At 64.3% G+C, this 25,013-nt stretch carries 20 protein-coding genes; 10 read left to right on the plus strand and 10 right to left on the minus strand.

Annotation, left to right across the window (positions count from 1 at the left end):
• Nucleotides 1-23 precede the first annotated feature (23 nt).
• Together RPG13_RS06785 and RPG13_RS06790 are read left to right on the plus strand one after the other, a co-directional pair.
• A complete protein-coding gene (locus tag RPG13_RS06785; protein ID WP_337124714.1) occupies nucleotides 24-1,409 on the plus strand; it encodes an NAD(P)/FAD-dependent oxidoreductase in 1,386 nt (461 codons plus the stop codon).
• A 27-nt stretch (nucleotides 1,410-1,436) separates the two neighbouring features.
• Nucleotides 1,437-1,790: a cupin domain-containing protein gene (locus RPG13_RS06790; protein WP_128241663.1), complete on the plus strand. Its 354-nt coding sequence runs from the start codon at nucleotides 1,437-1,439 to the stop codon at nucleotides 1,788-1,790.
• A gap of 24 nt (nucleotides 1,791-1,814) precedes the next feature.
• Here RPG13_RS06790 and RPG13_RS06795 read toward each other — a convergent pair whose 3' ends face one another.
• From RPG13_RS06795 to RPG13_RS06805, 3 genes are read right to left on the minus strand one after another with little or no spacing between them, the layout of a single operon-like run.
• Entirely contained in the window at nucleotides 1,815-2,102 is a 288-nt protein-coding gene (locus RPG13_RS06795; protein ID WP_095484659.1) for a DUF1330 domain-containing protein, read from the minus strand.
• Nucleotides 2,103-2,127: 25 nt separating this feature from the next.
• Nucleotides 2,128-2,811: an orotidine-5'-phosphate decarboxylase gene (gene pyrF, locus RPG13_RS06800; protein WP_337126990.1), complete on the minus strand. Its 684-nt coding sequence runs from the start codon at nucleotides 2,809-2,811 to the stop codon at nucleotides 2,128-2,130.
• 20 nt (nucleotides 2,812-2,831) lie between these two features.
• Nucleotides 2,832-3,428 carry an NADPH-dependent FMN reductase gene (locus RPG13_RS06805; protein WP_337124715.1) on the minus strand — a complete coding sequence of 199 codons (597 nt, stop codon included), beginning with the start codon at nucleotides 3,426-3,428 and terminating at the stop codon, nucleotides 2,832-2,834.
• 251 nt (nucleotides 3,429-3,679) lie between these two features.
• Between RPG13_RS06805 and RPG13_RS06810 the strand changes: the two genes are divergently transcribed.
• Nucleotides 3,680-4,492, plus strand: a complete 813-nt coding sequence (locus RPG13_RS06810) for a sulfite exporter TauE/SafE family protein (RefSeq protein ID WP_095484657.1) — start codon at nucleotides 3,680-3,682, stop codon at nucleotides 4,490-4,492.
• Nucleotides 4,493-4,548: 56 nt separating this feature from the next.
• On the opposite strand, the gene pmtA is transcribed toward RPG13_RS06810, so the two are convergent.
• The 3 genes from pmtA to dnaK all read right to left on the minus strand — a co-directional run bounded on the left by pmtA (nucleotide 4,549) and on the right by dnaK (nucleotide 8,554).
• Entirely contained in the window at nucleotides 4,549-5,154 is a 606-nt protein-coding gene (gene pmtA / locus RPG13_RS06815) for a phospholipid N-methyltransferase PmtA (RefSeq protein WP_337124716.1), read from the minus strand.
• A gap of 142 nt (nucleotides 5,155-5,296) precedes the next feature.
• A complete protein-coding gene (dnaJ, locus tag RPG13_RS06820) occupies nucleotides 5,297-6,427 on the minus strand; it encodes a molecular chaperone DnaJ (protein ID WP_095484655.1) in 1,131 nt (376 codons plus the stop codon).
• 210 nt (nucleotides 6,428-6,637) lie between these two features.
• On the minus strand, nucleotides 6,638-8,554 hold the full coding sequence (dnaK, locus tag RPG13_RS06825; protein WP_126104150.1) for a molecular chaperone DnaK: 1,917 nt from the start codon (nucleotides 8,552-8,554) through the stop codon (nucleotides 6,638-6,640).
• A 316-nt stretch (nucleotides 8,555-8,870) separates the two neighbouring features.
• Between dnaK and RPG13_RS06830 the strand changes: the two genes are divergently transcribed.
• The 5 genes from RPG13_RS06830 to RPG13_RS06850 all read left to right on the plus strand — a co-directional run bounded on the left by RPG13_RS06830 (nucleotide 8,871) and on the right by RPG13_RS06850 (nucleotide 18,692).
• Entirely contained in the window at nucleotides 8,871-11,108 is a 2,238-nt protein-coding gene (locus RPG13_RS06830) for a hypothetical protein (protein ID WP_337124717.1), read from the plus strand.
• A gap of 10 nt (nucleotides 11,109-11,118) precedes the next feature.
• Nucleotides 11,119-14,808: a DUF7929 domain-containing protein gene (locus RPG13_RS06835; RefSeq protein ID WP_337124718.1), complete on the plus strand. Its 3,690-nt coding sequence runs from the start codon at nucleotides 11,119-11,121 to the stop codon at nucleotides 14,806-14,808.
• A gap of 167 nt (nucleotides 14,809-14,975) precedes the next feature.
• Nucleotides 14,976-15,653: a ribulose-phosphate 3-epimerase gene (rpe, locus tag RPG13_RS06840; RefSeq protein ID WP_127291407.1), complete on the plus strand. Its 678-nt coding sequence runs from the start codon at nucleotides 14,976-14,978 to the stop codon at nucleotides 15,651-15,653.
• A 142-nt stretch (nucleotides 15,654-15,795) separates the two neighbouring features.
• Nucleotides 15,796-17,169 carry a malonyl-CoA decarboxylase gene (locus tag RPG13_RS06845; protein ID WP_337124719.1) on the plus strand — a complete coding sequence of 458 codons (1,374 nt, stop codon included), beginning with the start codon at nucleotides 15,796-15,798 and terminating at the stop codon, nucleotides 17,167-17,169.
• Nucleotides 17,166-18,692 carry a malonate--CoA ligase gene (locus RPG13_RS06850; RefSeq protein ID WP_337124720.1) on the plus strand — a complete coding sequence of 509 codons (1,527 nt, stop codon included), beginning with the start codon at nucleotides 17,166-17,168 and terminating at the stop codon, nucleotides 18,690-18,692. The genes RPG13_RS06845 and RPG13_RS06850 overlap by 4 nt, the downstream gene beginning before the upstream one ends.
• Nucleotides 18,693-18,708: 16 nt before the next feature.
• Here RPG13_RS06850 and nagA read toward each other — a convergent pair whose 3' ends face one another.
• The 4 genes from nagA to RPG13_RS06870 are packed head-to-tail and all read right to left on the minus strand — an operon-like array spanning nucleotide 18,709 to nucleotide 22,560.
• A complete protein-coding gene (gene nagA / locus RPG13_RS06855; protein WP_337124721.1) occupies nucleotides 18,709-19,878 on the minus strand; it encodes an N-acetylglucosamine-6-phosphate deacetylase in 1,170 nt (389 codons plus the stop codon).
• A complete protein-coding gene (locus tag RPG13_RS06860; protein ID WP_127206090.1) occupies nucleotides 19,875-20,906 on the minus strand; it encodes an SIS domain-containing protein in 1,032 nt (343 codons plus the stop codon). The genes nagA and RPG13_RS06860 overlap by 4 nt, the downstream gene beginning before the upstream one ends.
• Nucleotides 20,903-21,685, minus strand: a complete 783-nt coding sequence (locus tag RPG13_RS06865; RefSeq protein ID WP_127206089.1) for a GntR family transcriptional regulator — start codon at nucleotides 21,683-21,685, stop codon at nucleotides 20,903-20,905. Before RPG13_RS06865 ends, RPG13_RS06860 begins: the two co-directional genes overlap by 4 nt.
• The gene (locus RPG13_RS06870) at nucleotides 21,682-22,560 is read right to left on the minus strand and encodes an N-acetylglucosamine kinase (protein WP_337124722.1); all 879 of its coding nucleotides are present in this window, start codon (nucleotides 22,558-22,560) and stop codon (nucleotides 21,682-21,684) included. Before RPG13_RS06870 ends, RPG13_RS06865 begins: the two co-directional genes overlap by 4 nt.
• 199 nt (nucleotides 22,561-22,759) lie before the next feature.
• Between RPG13_RS06870 and RPG13_RS06875 the strand changes: the two genes are divergently transcribed.
• Together RPG13_RS06875 and RPG13_RS06880 are read left to right on the plus strand one after the other, a co-directional pair.
• Nucleotides 22,760-23,716, plus strand: coding sequence for an N-acetylmuramic acid 6-phosphate etherase (locus RPG13_RS06875; protein WP_337124723.1), 957 nt, complete (start codon nucleotides 22,760-22,762; stop codon nucleotides 23,714-23,716).
• A 2-nt stretch (nucleotides 23,717-23,718) separates the two neighbouring features.
• Nucleotides 23,719-24,978: an ABC transporter substrate-binding protein gene (locus tag RPG13_RS06880; RefSeq protein ID WP_292503165.1), complete on the plus strand. Its 1,260-nt coding sequence runs from the start codon at nucleotides 23,719-23,721 to the stop codon at nucleotides 24,976-24,978.
• Nucleotides 24,979-25,013 lie beyond the last annotated feature (35 nt).

The raw sequence follows: 25,013 nt of genomic DNA on the forward strand, positions 1-25,013 counted from the left end.
TCCTACCTGGGAAAATCGCGACAATGGACGTGAAGAAGAACGGCGATGTTTCATTCTGGTATGCAGACATCGGCGGCGTGCCCGGCTGCCGGCCGCCGCTGCAGGGCGATATCGTGGCCGACGTTTGCATCGTCGGGGCCGGCTACACCGGCCTTTGGACCGCCTATTACCTGAAGCAGGCAGCGCCGCACCTCAACATCGTCATCGTCGAGAAGGAGTTCGCCGGCTTCGGTGCTTCGGGACGTAATGGCGGCTGGCTGTCCGGCGGCTTCTCATGGTCGCGCGAAAAATATGAGGAGGCATCGTCGCGCCAAGGGGTCATCGCCATGCAGGCGGCGATGATGGGCACGGTGGACGAGGTCATATCGGTCGCGGAAGCCGAAGGCATCGACGCCGATATTCGCCGTACCGACGAACTGCTGGTCGCAACCAACGAGGCGCAGGAGCAGCGCGCCAAGGCGATGTATGCCCATGCCAGATCCTGGGAGCTGACCGACGACCGCGTCGGGTACATCGATGCCGCGGAGATGCGCCGGCGCATAGCGGTGCACAATGCGCGCGGCGCCTTCGTCATCAAGAAAGTTGCGCGGGTTCAGCCTGCAAAGCTGGTGCAGGGGCTCGCCAGGGCAGTGGAGCGCCTCGGTGTCCGGATCTGTGAACAGACGACCGTGCTGTCGATCGAGAAGGGCAAGGTCGTAACCAATCGGGGCGTGGTGCGCGCCGAAAAGATCGTGCGGGCAACCGAGGGTTTTACCGCGGGCATCGCTGGCCACGAGAGACTTTGGTTGGCGCTCAACAGCGCCATCGTTGTGACCGAGCCGTTGTCCGAAAAACTGTGGAGCGAAATCGGCTGGGACGGCTACGAGGTGCTCGGCGACGCTGCGCACACCTACTGCTACGCGCAACGCACCCGGGAAGGGCGCATTGCCATGGGCGGACGCGGGGTGCCTTATCGTTTCGGTTCCAAGACCGACGTTCGAGGCGTCACCCAGCAGGCGACGATCGATAAGCTGCACAAGATCCTGACGACGCTTTTGCCGCAGACCAAGGGGCTAAAGCTCGACCATGCGTGGTGTGGAACGCTGGGCGTGCCGCGCGACTGGTGCACGACGGTGGGCTTTGACAAGCAGACCGGAATAGGCTGGGCCGGTGGCTATGTCGGCCTCGGCGTTTCCACCTCGAACCTCTCGGGACGCACATTGAGGGATCTGCTGCTGGGCAACGACACCGAGCTGACGCGGCTTCCCTGGGTCAATCGAACCGTGCGCAAATGGGAGCCGGAGCCGCTGCGCTGGCTGGGCGTGCATTCGATGTATCAGCTCTACCGAATTGCCGACGAGCGGGAAGCGAAGGGACTGCCGCGGACATCGCGGCTGGCCGCCCTGGCCGATCGCATCACCGGGCACTGAACCGCATTACCTCGAGGACTTAAGAAAATGATCGACTTCAAGACCTTCGCCCACCTTGCGCATATCGACCTCGGTGAGCCTCAGCCGAAACCCACCTCGGTGGAAGGCGATCAGCTGGAAGCAGCCAACACGCTCTGGACTTCGGATGACGGCAAGATCGAAGTTGGTGTCTGGGAATGTTCGCAGGGCCGGTTCACCGCGCGCCGAGACACGAATTCCGAGATTTGCCACATCGTCTCCGGCCGCGTGACGCTGCATGGTCCCGATGGCGCGGCCAAAGGTGTCGGACCCGGCGAATTGCTTGTCCTGCCGCTTGGCTGGCAGGGCGAATGGACCATCCACGAGAAAACGCGCAAGCTTTACATCCTGCATTCGGTCTGACCGCCGCAGGCGGTTGCCGCTGGACTAAACCCCTTCGACCAGCACGATCTCGCCGTCGGCCACTTTCTGGCGGATCGCCACGGCGCGCTGATACTCCGGCGAGTGGTAGCAATCATGCGCCGCAGCCAATGACGGAAACTCGATGATCACGTTGCGGTCGCGGCCCGGCCCCTCGGCCTTTTCGTGCGCGCCACCACGCGCCAGGAATTTCACATCGAAACGGTCGAAGGCCAGTTTGGCGGCAGCAACATAGTCCTTGTAGCCTTCCGCATCACGCACATCGACGCGGGCGATCCAGTATCCCTTGGGCATGCTCTTTTTCTCCGAAATCTAAGCGTTAAGCCGAGCGCATTTCGTCAAGGATCGCTTCCGCGACCGCCCGCCTGTCGGTCGCGAAGACGATCGGCCGGCCGACGACGAGATGGCTGGAGCCGTTGCGGATCGCCTGCGCCGGCGTGACGACGCGTTTCTGGTCGCCATGGTCGCTGCCCTTGGGCCGTATTCCCGGCGTGACGACGGCCAGGTTGGGCCCGACGATCCGGCGCACCGCTTCCGCTTCCTCGGCCGAGCAGACGATGCCGCCCATGCCGGCATGCAGCGCCTGCTCGGAGCGCCTCAGCACCAGCGTATGCGGGTCATATTCATAGCCGGCGTCGATCACGTCCTGCTCGTCCATCGAGGTCAGCACGGTGACGCCAAGCAGGCAGAGGTCGCTGCCCCTGGCGGCCTCGACCGCTGCCTTCATCGTCTTCGGATAGGCGTGCAGCGTCAGCATGGTCATGCCCATCCTGGCAATGGCCTCGACACCCTTGGCCACCGTGTTGTCGATGTCGAGCAGCTTCATGTCGAGGAAGATTCTGGTGCCGCCGCTGGCGAGCTCGCGGGCGAAGTCGAGCCCGCCGGCGAAGGCGAGCTGATAGCCGATCTTGTAAAAGGAGACGACCCCGTCGAGCTCGCGCACCGCCTTCTCGGCTTCCTTCAGCGTCGGCACGTCGAGGCCGACGATCAGCCTGTCTTGCATGGTGCTGGCGCGCTCCTGGATCAAGCCTCGATCCGCGTGGACAGCAGGCGCGAGGTTTCGATCAGCGTGCGGCATAGGTGCTCCATCGATCTGTGCAGTCTCTCGTCCCTGAAATTCCCGTCGCCGTCGAAGGCGTTGCCGCCCTCCGGCACCGAGCACTCCGGCGTTACCACCTCCATCTGGCAGCGCACCAGCACGGCGCGCAGATGGTTGATGCAGCGTACCCCGGCGAAGTGTCCTTTGGAAGACGAACAAAGGCCAGCGGGCTTGCCGGTGAACGGCCTGAACGACCGCCCGCCATCCGTGCGCACCCGGCTCACCCAGTCAATGGTGTTCTTGAGCAGCGGCGGGATGGAGCCGTTATATTCAGGCGTCGCGATCAGCAGCCCGTCATGGGCGGCGATCTGCCGGGCAAGCTTGACGGCGTTTTCGGGAACGCCTTTCTCCTTTTCCAGATCCTCGTCCAGGATCGGCAGCGGATAGTCGGCAAGCGAGATCCGGGTCACCTCGGCGCCCTGCATGGCGAGTTCCTTCTGCGCCACGTCGGCGGTCCTGCCGCTGTAGGCGCCAGCGCGAATCGAGCCAGCGAAGACGAGAATTTTCGGGATCACTGCCATTGGCCACCTTTGTTCCCGGACAGGTACAGCCAAGGATCGCTCAGATCAACGCATCGGCCCAAAAATCGAAAATCGATTTCTGGAAAGCACGATGCTTGGATTCAAGGTGTTGTGCGTCCAAGAGGACGCACGTCGCTCAAGGGATCAAACCTCGCTCACTCTGAGCGACCGAGTTCGACGCGGAGCGGACGCTTACTGACGGGCCCAAGGATCGCCTGTTCCAGGCGTCGTTTACGTGTAGATATAGCGCTATGACTCAAGGATTGACCTCGACAAATCCTCCGCAAAAACTTCCGCTTGCATTCGGCGGTGGCGCAATCATTGGCGCTCTCGGCGGCCTGATCGGCCTCGGCGGTGCTGAATTTCGTTTGCCGCTGCTGATCGGGGTCTTCCGCTTCACCGCGCTGGAAGCCGTCATCCTCAACAAGGCCATGAGCTTGGTGGTCGTCGCCACGGCGCTACCCTTTCGCATGGGCACGGTGCCTTTTGGCCAGATTGCGGCGCATTGGCCGATCATCGTGAATTTGCTTGCCGGAAGCCTTCTCGGCGCATGGTTCGGAGCGGGATGGGCAACGCGCCTGAAATCGGAAACGCTCTACAGGGTGATCGCAGCGCTGCTCATCGTCATCGCGGCTGTGCTTGTGTTCGGACATGATGCCAGTGTGGGGCGAGCACTGTTGACGGGTACGGCCCAAATGGCGGTGGGTGCTGTCGCAGGGTTCGCAATAGGCGTCGTCGCGTCGTTTCTCGGCGTTGCCGGCGGCGAGCTCCTGATACCCACGCTGGTTCTGCTCTTCGGTGCGGACATCAAGCTTGCTGGAAGCCTGTCGCTCGCCGTGAGCCTTCCGACGGTGCTGGTCGGCTTCTCACGCTACAGCCGCGATCAGAGCTTCGCCACCATCGGACGAAATCGGTCGCTCTTGCTTGTAATGGCAGCTGGATCAATCATGGGGACCTTGATCGGCGGTTTTCTGCTCGGCATCGTTCCTAGCGCCCTGCTATTGCCAGCGCTAGCCGCGATCCTCGTAATCTCCGCGTGGAAAGTCTGGCACCAGGCGAGGTAGAGATGTCCGCTTCCACCCATTTTAGGCCATTTGCGGCGGCTGGCTAAGTTTCGACCCTAGTGTGCCGCGCGCCGGTAGATCCACAGCTGCGTTGGCGGGATGTTGCGGATGACGAAATGGAAATGCTCAACCGTGTAGTCGCCGCGGCCAGGCGGGATCGGCGACAGCGGGCCGTAGGTCAGCTGCACGATCGGACGGCCTGTCGGGATGCGGTCGAGAAGGCTTTCGACATAGGCGATGCGCTGGGCGACCGGGAAATTGAGCAGTGGGACGCCGGAGACGACCGAATCGAAGGTCAGGCTGCTCTTGTCGCCAAGCGTCGCATCGAGATTGAAGGCGTCGCCCTCGATAACGTTGACGCCGGGATAGAGCCGGCGCAGATGGCGCACGAAATCGGGGGAATATTCGACCGCATAGAGATTTTCAGGCTTTACGCCCTGGGCGAGGATGGCTCTGGTGATGACGCCGGTGCCGGGTCCGACTTCGAGCACCGGCAGGCCCGACTTCGGGTTGACGACGGATGCCATCTTGCGGGCCGTGATGGAACTGGTCGGCACGATCGAACCGACTGCCTTCGGCTTGTCGATCCAGCCCTTGAAGAACTTCAGCTCGTCGTCGAACTTTTCTGCCAGCGCTTTTCGCAGTCCGGGACCATGTGCCATGCAAGTTCTCCTGAACGCTCCCCCGAGAGGCTACTTAGCAGCTACGGGGTTCTAGGCAAGGCGGATGCCGGTATAAGATGTTGATGACGCTAGGGAAGCTTCGCCTTAATTGCACTCTACACCCGATTGACGAGAATAGGCATCAGCGCTCGCTGAAGGTTTCGAAAAAGTCCTTCATGCGGGCAAAAAAGCCGCTCGACTGGGGCGAATTGTCCTTCGAGGAAAGCTGCTCGAATTCCTCCAGCAACTCGCGCTGGCGGCGGGAAAGGTTCTGCGGCGTCTCGACCGCGGTCTGAATATAGAGATCGCCGACATTGTGTTGGCGTAGCACCGGCATGCCCTTGCCCTTGAGGCGGAACTGACGGCCGTTCTGGGTGCCTTCCGGCACCTTCACTTTCGTCTGGGTGCCGTCCAGCGTCGCCACCTCGAAGGAGCCGCCAAGGGCGGCCGTCGTCATCGAGATCGGCACCTTGCAATAGAGATCGGCGCCGTCGCGCTGGAAGAATTCATGCGGCTTGACCGCAAGGAAAATGTAGAGATCGCCCGAGGGGCCGCCGCGCAGGCCGGCTTCGCCCTCATTGGCGAGGCGGATGCGGGTGCCGTCCTCGATGCCGGCTGGAATATTGACCGACAGCGACCGCTCCTCGGTGACGCGGCCCTGGCCGGCGCATTTCGGACACGGCTCCTTGATGGTCTGGCCACGCCCTTGGCATTGCGGGCAGGTGCGCTCGATCGAGAAGAAGCCTTGCGTGGCGCGCACCTTGCCGTGGCCATTGCACATCGAGCAGGTGACGGGCTGGGTGCCGGGCTTGGCGCCGGTGCCGGAGCATTCCGTGCAGGAGATCGACGCTGGCACGTGGATCTGCGCTGTCTTGCCGGCGAATGCTTCCTCCAGCGTGATTTCCATATTGTAGCGCAGGTCGGCGCCGCGCTCACGGCCACCTGAGGAGCGGCGCTGGCGCCCGCCCATCATGTCGCCGAAAATATCCTCGAAGATGTCGGCGAAGCCGCCGGCGCCGAAGCCTTGCGCGCCGCCATTCATGCCGCCCTGCTCGAAGGCGGCATGGCCGAAGCGGTCGTAGGCCGCGCGCTTCTGCGGGTCCTTCAGCGTCTCGTAGGCCTCGTTGATTTCCTTGAACTTGTGCTCGCAGGAATGGTCGCCGGGATTGCGATCGGGATGGAACTGCATGGCGAGCTTGCGGAAAGCGCTCTTGAGCTCCTTCTCGTCTGCCCCCTTTTGCACGCCCAGCGTTTCGTAGAAATCAGCTTTCATCTTTTCCTGCAGTCCGGATATTCAACGTCTTGAAGCCTTGTTGCGTCGTTTGCCGGCACGCTGTTCCGATTTAGGTGCGATGGGGCCGGGATGCCAGTGTCGACGCGGGCTTGCCCGCATTTTTTCGGTCAAGCCCGTATTTTTTCGACCAGAGTTGCAAAAAAGCCCGGCTTTGCGCCGGGCTTTCCGCTTTATCTGCCGTCAGGCGGCTCAGGCCGACTTCTTCTTGTCGTCGTCCTCGTCGATTTCCTCGAAATCGGCATCGACCACGTCGCTGTCCTTGGCGGCATCCGCCTTGGCGTCGGCCTCCGCGGCTTCCTTCTGCGAAGCCTCGTACATGGCTTGGCCGAGCTTCATCGAGGTTTCGGCGAGCGCCTGGGTCTTGGCTTCGATCTCGGCCGCGTCGTCGCCTTCGGCGGCGGTCTTCAGCGCTGCGATCGCATCGGCGATCGCCGTGCGGTCGGCCTCGGAAACCTTCTCGCCATATTCCTTCAGCGACTTCTCCGAGGAATGCACCAGCGCCTCGGCCTGGTTGCGGGCCTCAACCAGCGCGCGCCGCTTCTTGTCGGCCTCGGCATTGGCTTCGGCGTCCTTCACCATCTTCTCGATGTCGGCGTCCGAAAGGCCGCCGGATGCCTGGATGCGGATCTGGTGCTCCTTGCCGGTGCCCTTGTCCTTGGCCGAGACGTTGACGATGCCGTTGGCATCGATGTCGAAAGTGACCTCGATCTGCGGCACGCCACGCGGCGCCGGCGGAATGCCGACCAGGTCGAACTGGCCGAGCGCCTTGTTGTCGGCGGCCATTTCACGCTCGCCCTGGAAGACGCGGATGGTCACGGCCGACTGTGAATCCTCGGCCGTCGAGAACACCTGGCTCTTCTTGGTCGGGATCGTCGTGTTGCGCTCGATCAGCCGTGTGAACACGCCACCCAGCGTCTCAATGCCGAGCGACAGCGGCGTCACGTCGAGCAGCAGCACGTCCTTGACGTCGCCCTGCAGCACGCCGGCCTGGATAGCGGCGCCCAATGCGACGACCTCATCCGGATTGACGCCCTTGTGCGGCTCCTTGCCGAAGAACTGCTTCACGATCTCCTGGATCTTGGGCATGCGGGTCATGCCGCCAACCAGGACGACCTCGTCGATTTCGCCAGCTTTCAGGCTGGCATCCTTCAGCGCTGCCTTGCAGGGCTCGATCGTGCGCTGGACGAGATCCTCGACCAAGCTCTCGAACTTCGCTCGCGTCAGCTTCAGCGTCAGGTGCTTGGGGCCGCTGGCATCGGCGGTGATAAAGGGCAGGTTGATCTCGGTCTGCGTGGTGGACGACAGCTCGATCTTGGCCTTTTCGGCCGCTTCCTTGAGGCGCTGAAGGGCGAGCTTGTCGTTGCGCAGGTCGATGCCCTGCTCCTTCTTGAACTCGGCCGCCAGATATTCGACCAGACGCATGTCGAAATCTTCGCCGCCAAGGAAGGTGTCGCCATTGGTCGACTTCACCTCGAAGACGCCGTCGCCGATTTCGAGCACGGAAATGTCGAACGTGCCGCCGCCAAGGTCATAGACGGCAATGGTCTTGCCTTCCTTCTTGTCGAGGCCGTAGGCAAGTGCGGCCGCGGTCGGCTCGTTGATGATGCGCAGCACTTCAAGGCCGGCGATCTTGCCGGCATCCTTGGTGGCCTGGCGCTGGGCGTCGTTGAAATAGGCCGGAACGGTGATGACCGCCTTCTCGACCTTCTCGCCGAGATAGGCTTCCGCCGTTTCCTTCATCTTCTGCAGGATCATTGCCGAGATCTGGCTGGGCGACTGCTTCTTGCCGCCGGCCTCGACCCAGGCATCGCCATTGTCGCCCTTGACGATCTTATAGGGGACAAGCTTCTTGTCTTTGTCCGTCACCGGATCGTCATAGCGGCGGCCGATCAGGCGTTTGACCGCGAAGATGGTGTTTTCAGGATTGGTGACCGCCTGGCGCTTGGCCGGCTGGCCGACGAGGCGCTCGCCATCGCTGTTGATGGCGACGATGGAAGGGGTCGTGCGCGCGCCTTCCGCATTCTCGATGACCTTCGACTCCTTGCCATCCATGATGGCGATGCAGGAGTTGGTGGTCCCCAGATCGATACCGATTACTTTTGCCATTTTTCTAGTCTCTCCGCTAAGCAGGCTCTCAGGACCCGTACAGGCGTTCCGACGAAAGCCCCTGTTCACAAGAAATTCCGCTTCGGCAACCGGCATTCCGGCGTCGAACGGCTTGGCGCGTATATAAGAACAGGCTGCGCGGCGCGCAAGCATTCTGCGCAAGGCCGCCCAACATCCTTTGCTCGGGCCGAGCCGGGTGTTCTCCGGCCATGGCACGGTGAGCCCAGGCCGTCCAGCGCTTCCCATGAACCTTTCCGCGTCTGTTCGCGACTGACACCTAGGTGCTGCATGGTGCGGCCCCGGAAAGGAAAGTGCCATGACTGGAAATCCAAAGGCTCCGCGGTCTCCGGGAACTCAGCGCGACCACCGCTTTCGGGATGGGGGCGATCCGCTGGGCTTTCCGCTGATTCCGTTGACCCTGCGTAAGAGCCGGCGTATCGTGACTGCGAGGAAAGCAGACAATTCGATCAGGGAAAAACGTGCCGGAACGTCGCGCCTTGCCCTGATTTGCGCGGCAAGACCGGATGTTTCTCCCGCCCGCGGGGGGAATTCCATGTCTTGCGACCACGGCGCGTTCGTGCGCTCTCGTGCTGGCCGTTTGCGCCGTGCGATCCAAGCAACCAGTGGATTCCCGGCAACCAGTAGATTCCTGGCGTTGGCGCTCGCCACCGCCGTCTGGCTTGGCGGTGCCGCCCAGGCGCAGGAAACGCAGATCATCTATCCGGGCTCGATGGCGGTGACAGGGTTTTCCGGCACCGTCATTCCCAATTTCGAAGAGGGGCCCAATTTCGAAGCAGGCTTGCCGCCCGGCGTCGATCCCGTCGACGAAACCTTCATCGACACGACGCGCGCAACCTTGCGCGTTTTCGACGTTTCAAGGCTAGGCGGGCCGGCCTCCGGCCAGCTCGTCTTCACGCCGCCGCCCTTCGAGGTGACAGCCGAGCAGATCGGCCAGGTGTTCGGCATCACCTATGACGACGGCGTCCGCGACGGCGTTCCATCAGGCATTCCGAACCTCTATGCCGGCGCCACCTCGCTGCACGGTATCCGTATCGTCACATCTGACGAAGATGCGGACGGTCGCCCGGAGCGGCAGCGTCGCGGTGCTGCCGGCGCCATCTTCATGGACGGCCAGCTCGGCACCGAGAACGGCGGCGGACCGGGCACGATCTGGAAGATCGACGGCATCACCGGCGCCGTTTCGAAATTCGCCGACATCGACACCAATAGCGGTCCCGGCGTCGGCGACATCAGCTTCGACAATATCCATCGCCAGCTCTTTGCCAGTGACCTCGACACCGGTCTCATCCATCGCATCGACGCCAGTGGCACGCCGGTCGACACGTTCGACCACGGCATCGCCGGGCGCCCGGCGCACCGGCTGGCCCCGCTTGCCGACGACGGCTCGGCCATGGACATCGAGGACGCTGCCTTCGACAGCGAAGACCCCGACACATGGGGCTACACGCAGGACGAGCGCCGCGTCTGGTCCGTCGCCTATCATGGTGGCCGGCTCTATTATTCGGTTGGTAAAAAGGCCGAGATCTGGTCGGTGGGCATTGCCCGCGACGGCAGCTTTGCCGGCGACCCGCGCTGGGAGCTGACGGTCAAGGCCGACAGGGACCACGCCGTCACCGACATCGCCTTCGACAACAAAGGCTTCATGTACCTGGCTCAGCGCGGCCCGGTGGAAAACCGCTACGACTACAGCCAGTTCGCCGATTCCGGCAAGGGCGAGGTCATCCGCTACTGGCGCGATAACCCGGACGATCCGGCGACGGAACCAGTCTGGGTGGAAATGCCGCAGGAATATGCGGTCGGTTTCCCGGAGGACAACCGGCAGTCGGCCGGCGGCCTCGACCTGCAATATGGCTACGACTCCGACGGCAATCTCGATGCCGGCGTCTGCACCGAGACGCTGGTCAAGACCGGCGACAAATTGCGCGACAATCCCGCACTTGCCGAACAGCTTGTCGGCGGCGGGCCGCTCGCCGTGCCCGGCGTGCAGATCACGCCGACAGCACTGGTCAAGTCGGCCAACGTGCCGCCCTTCGGCTCGTGGTTCGTCGACTTCGACGGCTATTTCGAAGACCCTGAGGTTGAAGGCCATGTCGGCGACGTCGAGGTCTGGCACCCCTGCGAGGGCCGTGCCGGCTATTACGAGCAGATACCGGGCGGCGGCTACCTGCCACCTTTCTATCCGCCTGATTTTCCGCCCCCCGGTGGCGTGCCTCCTTGCCTCGATGTCGAGGATGTCAGGTACTTCTGCACGCCCTCCGGTCTCGAGGCCGAACTCTATCTCCACGATCATGCCGGCTTTGGCGGCGATTCGATCAAGGCTCTGTCCAGGACATCAGGCGTCGGGGTGACGTCGCCCCTCTCGCATGCTCCCGGCGCGCCCTACACGATCGGCATCACCGGCCACTATCCTGGCGACACGGTCGATGTCGGGCTCTGCTTCTACAGGCAGTCCGATCGCGACAAGGGCGGCTACTTCCCTTGCTGCAAGATGACCGTGCCGCTCAGAACCCCAGCCATCAGCTGCGAACGTTGAGGAGGGGAAGATGAGCATTTCAGCACTTTCCCCGCTCGCGACGACCATGAAACCGCTGTCACTCGCCAGGCGCGGCGCGCGCTGGCTGATGGCGGCCGGTATCGCGTTCGCCATGCTGAGCCCGGCGCAAGGCTTCGCGGAAGATCTTGTTCCGGTCCAGACCAGCCAGGCCGACATCGACAAGCCTGCCGATTCCGGTCCGCTCGAAACCGCCAGTCCGGATTTCGGGCTCGACCTCGATGAGCCGCGCATCGTCAATCCGCGGCCCGGCCGGGTCGTGCCTTTCTTCACCAAGAAAGGCAGGCAACGAGGCTGCGACTATGTCGTATATTCCCTGAGCTTCGGCTTGCGCGGCAACCCGCAAGCTTTTGCCAGCCCAGGCCTCGCGGCCGCGCTGAAAAAGGCCAGGATCGACTTCAAGGACCAGCTTCCGCATGGCCTGCGGATCGTCGGTGTGCATGTGTCCGGCGACGGCACGGATGTGTCCGGCGGACCGCTGCCCGGAGCCTCGATCAGCACGTCGGCAGATCCCAACGACACGGCTGATGTTTCCGACTTCCGGATATCCGCCGCCGATCTCGACGGCATCGGCGCTCCAAACGAACGCGTCATCACCTTCCAGATCACCGCCAAGATCGACCATGCGGCGTTTGCCTCGCCGGCGATCGTCGACAATCAGGGCATGATCAAGATAACCGTCGGGCCCGGCACCGGGACCATCATCCCGTCGCAGGACCCAAGCAAGCCGGACGACGGCAACATCCTCACCGGCGAAAAGACCTCGATCAAGATCGATCTGACCAAGTGCAACCCGCCGCCGCCACCTCCCGGCGACAAGGAATGCTTCAAGGTCGAACGCGGCACGCTCGATTGCGTGCCCGGCGGCGGCGCCTTCATCTACCATATGCCGGTCGGCCCCGAGATGGGCGGCAAGTGGGTGCAGCTCTCGACGACGACACCCGGCATCACCATCATCCCAGACACGCAATTGGTGCCGGCGGGCGGCGGTGTGCTCGACTGGAAGATCGTCGGGGCCTCACCCGGAGACGTCGTCCACCTCGTCGTCACCGGCATCGAAACCTATGCCGGCCCGGAGGAGGGCTGGGGCCTGTGCTGCACGCAGACGATCGAAATCGTCATTCCGCGTGACCAGAGATGCCCGCCCAAGGACAAGGAACCGGATCTCAAGGTCGAAAAACGCGCTGATGTCCGGCGTTGCACGATAGCCGGCGGCTGCGACTTCACCATCAGGGTCACCAATGTCGGCGACGGGCCGTATCACGGCAAGATCGTGCTCGACGAAGTGACGCTGCCGGCCGGCTCCACCCTCGATTCAGGACCGAATGCGCCCTGGGCCTGTGCGCCGGCGGCCACCCCGATGACATGCACCCATCCGGTGACCACGCTCAACCCGGGTGCCTCTGTCGACCTCAAGCTCGGCTTCAAGCCAGCGGGAGGCTGGCAAGGCCGCGTCTTGCGCAACTGCGCCGCCTATAATTATGGGGCCAGCGGCAAGCCGCTGTTCGGCAGCCAGCAAAACGACCGCGGCTGCGCCTCGATCTCGATCTGCCGGCGTGGTGACCGTGACCGCGGCTGCCGGCCGCCGGTGGAGAACAAAATCGATCTGATCCTGAAGAAGCGTGCCCGCGCCCCGGTCTGCACGGCCGATGGTGTCTGCACCTTCGTGATCGACATCATCAACAATGGCAGCGTCCCCTATGACGGGCCGCTGACGGTCACCGACACCTATCCGGGCGGCGCGCCGGCATCCTCGACCTTCGGCCCGACCCCGCCCTGGACATGCGGGCCGAACGGCCCCGGCCAGTTCCGTTGCGACAATGCCGGCATCGTGCTCTCGCCGGGCGCCTCGACGCCGATCTTCGTCAAAGCGGTGATGCCGGCCGGCTACCGGCCGGACACCGTCGAGAACTGCGCCGCGGTGAAGGCCATCCCCGGTGAGAACGACCTCACCAACAACCGGGCCTGCGCCAAGCAACGCATCCGTGATGGCGGCAAGCCGGCCATGCGCATCGCCAAGGTGTGCAACGGCTCGCTGGCCGGTGCTGCGGCCGTCACTTGCCGCATCACCGTCATCAGCACCGGCACCACGGCCCCCACCGGTCCGGTGCGGGTCAACGATGCCGCCACGCTGGTGGCCGGCGGCGCGCCCATCCAGATCCAGACCGTCATCCCTGATGGCGCGGAATGGGCGTGCGGACCGGTTCCGGCCAATACGCTGTCGTGCCAGATTCCTGGCGCCGTGATGACGCCTGGAACCAGCCGCCACTTCGACGTGACGGTTGCCGCCAATGGCGTGTTCGAGAACTGCGCGCGCGGCTCTTACGGCCCAGCGCCCGGAGACGACATCGTCTATCCGATCGGCAGGGCCTGCGCCAAGGGTGGCGGCCCTGCCACCATCCGGGTCGAGAAGACCGGCGATGCCGAGTGCCGGGTCGGCCAGCCCTGCTCGTTCGAGATCACCATCACGAATGATGGGGAAAGCACCTTCTCCGGTCCGGTTCGCATCGGGGATGCGATCGGCGTTGAAGGCCTCGGCCGGCTGGAAGGCGTTGCGATCACCTCGATCGACCCGCCCTTCGGCTGCGCGCCGGAGCCAGCGACCTTGCCTGCGTCCTGCATCGCCGACCTGACGCTCGGCGCCGGGGAAAGCCACGTTCACCAAGTGACCGTGATCATTCCCGACGACGGCCGCCTGGCCAATCTGCAGGGCACCGTCAGCGGCCAGAACTGCGTCGGCGTGCTGTCCCCCGACACGCCGGTGCGAGGCGCGGGCGACGTGCTCTCCCGCGACCCGACCAACGTGCAGGGCGATCGCGGCAAGGCCTATGCCTGCCATCCCTTCACCATCAAGCGTGAGGTGCAGAAGAAGTGCTCGGCAGGCCTCGTCATGAACGACGCCGGCCGGTGTGTCTGCCCGGAAGGCACCACTTTCCGTAACGGCCAGTGCTCGTCCGGTGGCGGCACGGTCATCATACCGAAGCCGAAGGACCCGCAGCGCTGCGTGCTGCTCAAGGGCCAGATCCGGACCTCCGACGGGCGTTGTATTTGCCCGCGCGGAACCGAGCTGGAGAACCGCAGGTGCGTGTCGACCGACGAGCCGCCGGCACGCCTGTGCAAGCTGCTGCCTGGCCAGATCCGTACCCAGGACGGCGATTGCATCTGCCCGAGAGGGACGGAGCTAAGGGGCGACGCCTGCCAGCCGATCCGGAAAAAGCCGCCGGTAGTGGAGCAATGCAAGCTGCTGCCCGGCCAGATCCGCACCAAGAACGGCGACTGCGTCTGCCCGAGACGGACGGAACTGAAGGGCAGAGCCTGCGTGCCGATCGTCAAAAAGCCGACGGTGGAACAGTGCACCATCCGCGGCCAGGTCCACAACAAACGCGGCGCCTGTGTCTGCCCGCGCGGGACCGAGGTGATCAGAGGCGCATGCCGCCGGCCGCAGGTGGAGTGTGCGCCTGGCTCACGGCTGATCGACGGCCAGTGCCAGCCGATCATCAAGCGGCGCTGTCCGGTTGGGACAACCGGGCAGTATCCGGACTGCACCCCGATCCGCAGAAGGCCGGGCTTGGAGATCAATCCGAACCTCTTGAACCCGAACATCCTGCAGCAGTTTGTGCCGAGGCAAAAACAACGGATTCCCCGGCAGCAGGATCCCGCGCGCAACAGCATTTTGAACTAACCATTCGCACCCACCAAAACCCCGCCGGTGCAATCCGGCGGGGTCTTGGCGCCGACATCTGAAGCCATCGCGCCAAGGACAAACCGGCTTCCCCTTTTCCGGATCATGGTCTAGCAGTCGATCCAGACGATGCGCCCGCAGCCACGGGCGCCTGGAAAGGCCGGATCATGAGCAAAAAAACCCTGATCGCGCCATCTGTGCTGGCGTCGGATTTTTCGAAGCTCGGCGACGAGGTCGAGGCGGTGGCGGCTGCCGGCGCCGACTGGATCCATCTCGACGTCATGGACGGGCATTTCGTGCCCAACATCACCTTCGGTCCGCCGGTGATCAAGGCGATCCGCAACCGCACCAAGGCCTTCTTCGACTGCCATCTGATGATCGCGCCCGCCGATCCTTATCTGGAAGCCTTCGCCGAAGCCGGCTGCGACGGCATGACGGTGCACGCCGAGGCCGGGCCGCATCTCGACCGTTCGCTGCAGATGATCAGGAATCTCGGCAAGAAGGCGGGCGTGTCGCTCAATCCGGGGACGCCGGAATCGGCTGTCGAATATGTGCTCGACCGGCTCGATCTGATCCTGATCATGAGCGTCAATCCGGGTTTTGGCGGCCAGGCTTTCATTCCGGCGATTGTCGAGAAGGTGAAGCGGGTGAAGGCGCTGATCGGCAACCGGCCGATCCGGATTGAGATCGACGGCGGCATCTCGCCCGAAACCGCCCCTTTGGTCACCGCCGCCGGCGCCAGCGTGCTGGTCGCCGGTGCGGCGATCTTCAAGGGCGGCAGCGTCGAAGCCTATCGGGCGAACATCGAGGCGATCCGGACAGCGGCCGACCGGGCGGCCGGCTAACGCTGATGCTGACGGCGCCACGTGCCGTCTCTCCAGCCGGTCCGACGCCGGTGCGCTTGTGCTCATCACATGCGGTCCCATATTCTCTGTCTCATCCTTATGCCCGGACCCTCCCGCAGGCGCCTCTTCGACGGTTGGATCGATGAACCGCAGCCCTTTCTTTGCTGATCTGCTGAACACCATCGCCGACCGCGGCCGGATGATGCTGAACCTCGTTCGCGGTGACGAGCCGGTCTCGGCCGACAGCCTGGCGCGTCTGTGCACGCGTCTTCTTTCCAGCCAGGGTGAGGCATCGGGCGTCGCCTATGCCCGCGAAATCCTCGATCGCTGGCGCACCCTTGATGCTGACGGCCGGCTGGCCTTCCTGCATGTGCTGCGCGATCGATTCGGCACCGATCATGTCAGGCTTGCCGCTGCCGTGGATGCCTATCGCGACGCGCCCGACGATCGCTCCGCACTTGCCCTGCACGACGCCGCCGAACCGGCCAGGCAGGAGCTTCTGCGCCGCCTGAACCTGGCGCCCGGCGGCATCGAGACGCTGGTGCGCATGCGCGAGGATCTGCTTGCCCGGCTGACCACGTCGCCCGATCTCGCCATCGTCGATGCCGACTTCACGCACCTCTTGTCGTCATGGTTCAACCGCGGCTTCCTGGTGCTGCGGCGGATCGACTGGTCGACGCCGGCCAACATCCTGGAAAAAATCATCCGCTACGAGGCGGTGCACGCCATCCACACCTGGGACGATCTGCGCCGCCGGATCGAGCCCGCCGACCGGCTCTGCTATGCGTTCTTCCATCCGCAGCTTGGCGACGAGCCGCTGATCTTCGTCGAGGTCGCGCTGACACGGGCGATGCCGACGACGATCGCCGAGCTGCTTGCCGATGAGCGGCCGCTGGTGCAACCACGGCAGGCCACGACGGCGGTATTCTATTCCATCTCCAACTGCCAGGAGGGCTTGCGCGGCATCTCCTTCGGCAATTTTTTGATCAAGCAGGTAGTCGAGGATCTGCGCCGCGACCTTCCCGGCCTGACCGATTTCGTCACGCTGTCCCCGGTGCCGGGCTTTGCCCGTTGGCTAGCCGAGCAGACCGGTCCCTCCGCCACTGAGGCGCTGGACCTCGTCGCCGACGAAGGCTGGCATGCGGACGCTGCCGCGCGCGAGCGCGTGGGCCAGGTCCTTCTTCCTCTAGCGGCACAGTATTTCCTCGAAGCCCGCACCGCTTCCGGCAAGGTGATCGACTCGGTCGCCCGGTTCCATCTCGGCAATGGCGCGCGGCTGGAGCGCATCGACCTTTTCGGCGACCTGTCGCCCCGAGCCTTGCGTCAGGCGCATGGGCTGATGGTCAATTATCGCTACAAGCTCGACGACATCGAGAAGAACCACGAGCTGTTCGCCGCCAGGAACGATGTGGCGGCCGCACCCGCCGTGCGCCGCCTGCTGCCGAAACCAGCGAGGTCAGCCGCGCCGCGGCTTCCGGCGCAACCTCAGGAGAATGAGGACAAGAGGGACATATGAGCAACCATTTGTTCGACGCTTTCCGCGCCTGCATGCCGGCGCCCGAGTGTCTGTTGATGGAGACGGGTGACGGGCGCTCGATCACCTATGGCGATATGCTGGCGCGATCCGCGCAACTGGCCCACGCGCTGCTGCAACTGGGCGTCGAAGCCGGCGACCGCGTCGCCGTTCAGGTCGAGAAAAGCCCGCAGGCGGTCCTGCTCTATCTCGCCTGCCTGCGCGCCGGTGCGGTCTTCCTGCCGCTCAACACCGCTTACACGCTGACCGAACTCGACTACTTCTTCGGCGATGCCGAGCCGCGGCTGGTCGTCTGCGATCCGGCACGGGCAGCCGATATCGGGGCCTTGGCGGAGACATCGGGCGCTATCACAGTCACGCTCGGCGGCAATGGCGAAGGGTCGTTGATGGATCAGGCCTCGCGGCAGTCTTCGGATTTCCACGATGTGGTGCGCGGGCCGGACGATCTTGCGGCGATTCTCTACACCTCGGGAACCACCGGCCGCTCGAAAGGCGCCATGCTCAGCCATGAGAACCTCGCCTCGAATGCGCGCGTGCTGGTCGACCACTGGCGCTTCACTGCCGCAGACATTTTGATCCACGCGCTGCCGATCTTCCACACGCATGGCCTCTTCGTCGCCACCAACGTCGTCCTGATGGCCGGCGCCTCGATGCTGTTCGAAACCAAATTCGACCCGGCCCGCATCGTCTCGCTGCTGCCGCGCGCCACCGCGCTGATGGGCGTGCCGACCTTCTATGTGCGCCTGCTGCAGCAGGACGGCTTGAACCGCCAAGCGGCCAAAAACATCCGCCTCTTCGTTTCCGGCTCGGCGCCGCTGCTGGCCGAGACGCACAAGGCCTGGCGCGAGCGCACCGGCCACGCGATCCTTGAGCGCTACGGCATGACCGAGACCAACATGAACACGTCGAACCCCTATGATGGCGAGCGGCGTGCCGGCACGGTCGGCTTCCCCTTGCCCGGCGTGGCACTGCGCATCGCGGACCCCGACGGTGGCGCCACGCTTGCCCAAGGCGAGGTCGGCATGATCGAGGTGAAAGGCCCCAATGTCTTCGGCGGTTATTGGCGCATGCCGGAAAAGACCAAGGCGGAATTCCGTGACGACGGTTTCTTCATCACCGGGGATCTCGGCCTGATCGACGCCGACGGCTATGTCCACATCGTCGGGCGCGGCAAGGATCTGATCATTTCCGGCGGCTATAACATCTATCCGAAGGAGGTCGAGAGCGAGATCGACGCGCTGCCCGGCGTCATCGAAAGCGCAGTGATCGGCGTTGCTCATCCGGATTTCGGCGAGGGCGTCACGGCGATCGTGGTGCGGACGCCGGCCTCGACCATCACCGCCGCCGAGATCGTTGGTGCCATCGCCGGAAGGCTGGCGAAATACAAGCACCCGAAGCGGGTGATCTTCGTCGACGAGCTGCCGCGCAACACAATGGGCAAGGTGCAGAAGAACCTGCTGCGCGAAACCTACAAGGGCCTCTACGCGCCGGCCAAAGCCGGCTGAAGCAAGAGGTTTGCGTTCAATTGATGCCTGCTCCGAAAACCTTGTCGCCTTCTATCCAGACGCCCTTGACGTCCAATTCGTCCGACAGCGCAACAATATCGGCGGCGGTGCCGTTGGCGAAGCGCCCAAGCCGATGCGCCTGGCCGATCGCTTGTGCCGGATAGAGCGAAGCCATGCGCAGCGCCTCCGACAGGTCCAGTCCGACGACGTGGTGAACGAAGCGCACGGCGGCGATCATGTCGAGATCGGCGCCTGACAACGTCCCGTCGGCAAGCGTCAGCCGGCCGTCCTTGCGGTAGATGGTGCGGCCGTTCAGCGTGAACGAGGTCATGTCGGTGCCGATCGTCGCCATGGCGTCGGTGACCAGGAAAATTTTTGCCGGCCCCTGCTTGGCGCGCAAGGCAATCGCCATGGTGGCGGGATCGACGTGGATGCCGTCGGCGATGATGCCGGCAAACAATGTGCCGGTATCGATGGCCGCGCCCGCCAGCCCCGGCTCGCGATTGCCGATCTGGCTCATGGCGTTGAACAGATGGGTGACCACCGTTGCGCCGGCATCGGCGAACCCGCGCGCCTTGGCATAGCCGGTGTCGGAATGGCCGAGGCTGACGACGATGCCGGCCTCAACGAGCGCCGAAATGCGCGCGGGGTCGACGGATTCAGGCGCGATCGTTGTCAGCAGCACCGGCAGAGTTTTTCGCGTTGCTATCAGCATCGCCTGGTCGACGTCGGTCATCGGCCGGATCAATGCCGGATCATGCGCGCCCTTGCGGGCGACCGATAGATGCGGGCCTTCGAGATGCAGGCCCAAAAAACCCGGCACCTTCTGTTGCGCGGCCAGCGCTCCGGCGGCAACCGCCGCTGCGGTGATTTCAGGCGTGTCGGTGATCAGCGTCGGCAGCAGTGCCGTCGTGCCGAACGGCGCGTGCGCCCGGCAGATGGTCTCGATCGAGGCGACATCGGGATGATCGTTGAGCATGACGCCGCCGCCGCCATTGACCTGCAGGTCGACGAAGCCCGGCGCAAGCATGCCGCCGTCGGTTTCGACACGCTCGACACCGGACGGAATGGCGCCTGCCGGAACGATGGCCTCGACAAGGCCGTCACGCACGACAAGGGCGGCGTTGTCATGCCAGTCCTCACCGTCGAATATGCGGGCGCCAGTCAGGGCAAAACGGTCGCTCATATGGTTTCCGTCACCTTGCGAAGATTGGGCGGCGTGTCCGGATCGAGGCCGCGATGGCGAGCAAAGGCCTCGACGAAGCCATAGAAGGACACGATCAGCGCCAGCGGGTCGGTCAGCGGATGGCCGGTGGCGACATGCGGCAGTTGCTGAGCGCTTTTCGCCTTGTCCGAGGTCACAAAAACGGCCGCGCCTTTGGCCGCCAGGCTGTCGGCAGCCTCGGCAACCGACGGCTCGGAAGCATCGCGGGCGGCGAGCGCCAGCACCGGGAAGTCGGGCCCGACCAGCGCCAGCGGGCCATGCATCACTTCGGCAGCACTATAGGCCTCGGCATGCATGGCGCAGGTTTCCTTGAACTTCAGCGCCGCCTCATTGGCGATCGCCGCGGACGGACCGCGACCGAGGATGAACAGCGATTTCGGCGTCTCCAAGGCACCGGCCAGCGCCATCCAGTCGCAGGCGATCGCCTTGCGGAAATGCTCCGGCAGGCAGGCAAGTGCTGCCAGAAGCTTGTCGTCGCCGGTGCTGTGCGCCATCAAGGCGAGGCCGGCGACGGCGGAATTGACGAAGGTCTTGGTCGCCGCGACGCTGCGCTCCGGCCCGGCCAGTATGTCGATCGCGTAGTCGCAGGCGCGCGCCAGCGGCGAATCGGCGGTGTTGGTGATGGCGACGGTCAGCGAACCACCCTCCCTCGCGGCTTGCGCCATGGCGACGATGTCCGGGCTCTTGCCCGATTGCGAGATCGCCAGGCAAGCCGAGCCGCCGAGCTTGAGCTTGGCGCCATAGATCGAGGCGATCGAAGGACCGACCGAAGCGACCGCGAGGCCGGCGGTCAGCTCCACGGCATATTTCATGAAGGTGGCGGCATGGTCGGAGGAGCCGCGCGCCACGGTGACGATAAAATGCGGGTCGCGCTCGCGAATGCCGCGCCCGGCCTCGGTCAGCACGGCTGCCGAACCATCGAGCAGGCGCGCGGTCGCCTCCGGGATCTCCTCGATCTCGCGCCGCATATGAGTTTTGGTCGCGCTCATGGCCGGCCCTCTTCGCCCGGCCCGCTCAGCCGGAGCTCGGCGACGAAATCATAGGCGTCGCCCCTGTAGATGGAGCGGGTGAATTCGATCACCTTGCCGCTCGCCAGATAGGAAATACGCTCGATGTGCAGCCCGGCAATCCCGGGCGGCACTTCGAGCAGGCGCGCGTCACTGTCGCCGAGATTGGCGGCCGAAATGCGCTGCACCGCCCGCACCGGCCGGAGGCCGGTCGTTTCCAGCGCAGCATAGAGCGAGGACCCTATTCCTGCCGGGTCGGGCAGCACGCTGGCCGACAGTGCCGCGCGCTCGATCGCCAGCGGCGTGTCGTTGGCGATGCGCAGGCGCGCCACGCGGGCCACCAGCTCGTTCGACGACAGTCCGAGCACCATCATCTCGTCCGGCGAGGGCGCATAAAGGCCGCGGTCGAGCCAGGCCGAACGGACAGCCATGCCGCGCCGCGCCATGTCTTCGGTGAAGGATGTGAGCCGCGACAGCGACTGCTCGACGCGCTCCATGCGCGGCGCGACGAAAGTGCCGGAGCCGTGGCGCTGGACGAGGATGCCGCCCTTGACCAGATCCTGCACCGCCTTGCGCACGGTGACGCGCGAAATGTCGGCCTTGCTGGCGATGTCGCGCTCGGAAGGCAGCGCGTCGCCCGGCCCGATCAGGCCGCGATTGACCGCGTCCTCGATGCTCTTCCTGAGCTGCAGATAGAGTGGCGCGCCGCTTTGCGAGGACTGCTTCAGCGTGGCGAAAATCTGGTCGGCGGCCTCGCTCATCGCGCTGCCTCCGCTTTGGCGAAGACACGGACCGCCATCTGCACCGCGCCGCCCAGCGCATCGTCGAGCGGCGGCTTCAGCAGCGCCCGGTAGCGCGACGACAGGCGCGGCGCGTAAAACGGCGCCAGCCCGCCGAGCAGGCACAGCGGATCGTCGCCGCCGAGATCGAGGACGCCAAGTGCTGCCTCGACATCGGCGACCGCCTTGTCCAGGATCCAGTTGGCGACGGCGTCGCCTTTTTCGGCATGGTCGAAGACCTTGGGCGCGAAGCCGCCGAAATCGCCGGGCTTGGCATTGGTGGTGAACTCGACCAAATCCTCGGGATTGTCACGGAAGATGGCGAGCATGGCCTGCGTCAGCGGCGACGCTTCGCGGATGCCGTCATAGGCGAGCAGCGTCTGTTCGAGCAGGTCGCGGCCGATGCGGGCGCCGCTGCCCTGGTCGCCGACCTGGAAACCCCAGCCGCCAATGGCGCGCGATTTGCCTTGTCTGCGCGCCATATAGGCGGTGCCGGTGCCGAGGATGGCCATGGCGCCGTCACCGGAGCCGACCGCGCCTTCCAGCGCGATCTCGGCATCGGTCTCGACACGGCTTTGGCTGAACGGCAGGATGGCTTCGAGCTGCTGCCTGTAGGTGCCAACATTGGCGCCGGCGAGGCCTAGGATGGCCGGGGTTTGCGGGATCAGTTCGGGGTCTTGTCCGGCGGCTACAAAGGCCTGCCTCGCCGCGTCGACGATGTTGGCCCTGGCGCCGGTGAGATCGGTGCGGATGTTGGCGGCGCCGCTCTTGGCGCGGCTGACGACCATGCCGCCCGCTGTCGCAAGAGCCGCCCTGCAGCTGGTGCCTCCGCCATCGATGCCAAGCACGAAATTCACGCGATTTCTCCTCCGGGCGGATAATACCAATAAAGTACCAATAGCCAAGGATTAATTTCTGTTTCAAAAAGATTAAGCGGTATTTTATTGAAAAATCGATGCATTCTGCCGGCATGCCGATTTGGTTGCAACGATTCCGTTAATGCGTGTGGACAAGTGGTATTTTTTTGGTATTGTTTTGTGGATTGGAGGGAACGGTATGGCCGAAACGCGCACCGAAGCGCTTCACCAGAATGCCGAGGGGCTGGACATCCAGGCTCCGGACGCCATCCTTTCCTCTTTGGCCAATGCGCAGATCGAGGCCGCCAAGGCGGTGCGCGGCGCCATCCCCGCCATCGCCGATGCAGCCGAGATCATCGCCGCCCGGCTGAAGAGCGGCGGTAAGCTCGCCTATGCGGCGGCCGGCAGCTCGGGACTGATGGCGCTGGCCGATGCGCTGGAACTGCCGGGCACCTTCGGCATTCAGCGCGACCGCATCGCCATACTGATCGCCGGCGGCGACGATGCCTTCAAGACACTGGCCGGCGGGCCGGAGGACAACACCGGCGAAGCCTCGGCCGCGGTTGCCGCTGCCGGCATTGGCGAGGGCGACTGCTTGATCGCGGTCTCGGCCAGCGGCTCGACCCCTTATGCCGTCAGGGCTATCGAGGACGCCAGGCGCCGGGGCGCGGCGACCATCGCCATCGCCAACAACAAGGATGCGCCGCTGCTTCGGCTGGCCGATATCGCCATAGTGCTCGAAACGCCGCCCGAGCTGATCGCCGGCTCGACGCGCATGGGCGCCGGCACCGCCCAGAACATTGCGCTCAACATGCTTTCGACGCTGGCCGCCATCCATCTCGGCCATGTGCATGACGGCTACATGGTCAACCTCATGGCCGACAACATCAAGCTGCGCGACCGCGCGGCAAGCATCGTCGCCGCCATCAGCGGGCGCGACAAGGAGGATGCGGCGCGCCTGCTCGAGAAGAGCGGCGGCGGCGTCAAGACTGCTATTCTGCTCGCCGCCGGCGCCGCCAGCGCCGATGCGGCCGAGAAGATACTGGAAGGGACCGGCCAGAAGCTGCGCCCGGCCCTTTCCGTGATTGAGGGGAGCATGGGGCAAAAAGCCCCTGTTCTCAAAACCGAACCTGAAAAAGGTCAACAGGGAGACTGAGCATGACAACGAAACTACTGACGGCACTTCTTCTCGGCACCAGCATTCTCGGCTCAGCCGGAATGGCCTATGCCCAGGACGTAACGCTCAACATCGAAAGCTGGCGCGGCGACGACCTTGCCATTTGGAAGGACAAGCTGATCCCGGCTTTCGAGGCCAAGAACCCGGGCATCAAAGTGGTGTTCGCGCCGTCGGCGCCGACCGAATATGACGCCGCACTCGGCGCCAAGCTCGCCGCCGGCTCGGCGGGCGACCTGATTACCTGCCGCCCGTTCGACAAGTCGCTGGAGCTGTTCAAGAAAGGCAACCTCGCCGACATCTCGACGCTGCCCGGCATGGAGAATTTCTCCGACGTCGCCAAGGCCGCATGGCAGACCGACGACGGCAAGGCGAGCTTCTGCGTGCCGATGGCTTCCGTCATCCACGGCTTCATCTACAACAAGGACGCTTTCGACAAGCTTGGCATCAAGGTGCCGGAGACGCGCGACGAGTTCTTTGCGGCGCTCGACAAGATCAAGGCCGACGGCACCTACATTCCAATGGCGATGGGCACCAAGGACCTCTGGGAAGCCGCGACCATGGGCTACCAGAACATTGGCCCGAACTACTGGAAGGGCGAGGAAGGCCGCGCCGCGCTGATCAAGGGCGAGCAGAAGCTGACCGATCCGCAGTGGGTCGCACCCTATGCCGAACTGGCCAAGTGGAAGCCCTATCTCGGCGACGGCTTCGAGGCACAGACCTACCCGGACAGCCAGAACCTGTTCACGCTCGGCCGCGCCGCCATCTATCCGGCCGGCTCATGGGAAATCGGCCTGTTCAACACGCAGGCGCAGTTCAAGATGGGCGCATTCCCGCCGCCGGTGCAGAAGGCCGGCGACACCTGCTACATCTCCGACCACACCGACATCGGCATGGGCCTCAATGCAGCGTCGAAGAACGCGGATGCGGCCAAGACCTTCCTGACATGGGTGGCCTCGCCTGACTTCGCCACCATCTACGCCAACGCGCTGCCGGGCTTCTTCAGCCTGAACAACACCCCGGTGAAGATGGAAGACCCGCTGGCCCAGGAATTCGTCTCCTGGCGCGACAAGTGCAAGTCGACGATCCGCTCGACCTATCAGATCCTGTCGCGCGGCACGCCGAACCTCGAGAACGAGACGTGGGTTGAATCGGCCAACGTCATCAACGGCACCGTCACGCCGGAAGCTGCGGCCAAGAAGCTGCAGGACGGCCTCGACAGCTGGTACAAGGCTGGCAAGTAAGAGCGAGCGCTATCTCCCCCGTCGAGGGGGAGATG

The organism is Mesorhizobium sp. ISC15 (assembly GCF_037162615.1).
Taxonomy (GTDB): Bacteria; Pseudomonadota; Alphaproteobacteria; order Rhizobiales; family Rhizobiaceae; genus Mesorhizobium; species Mesorhizobium mediterraneum.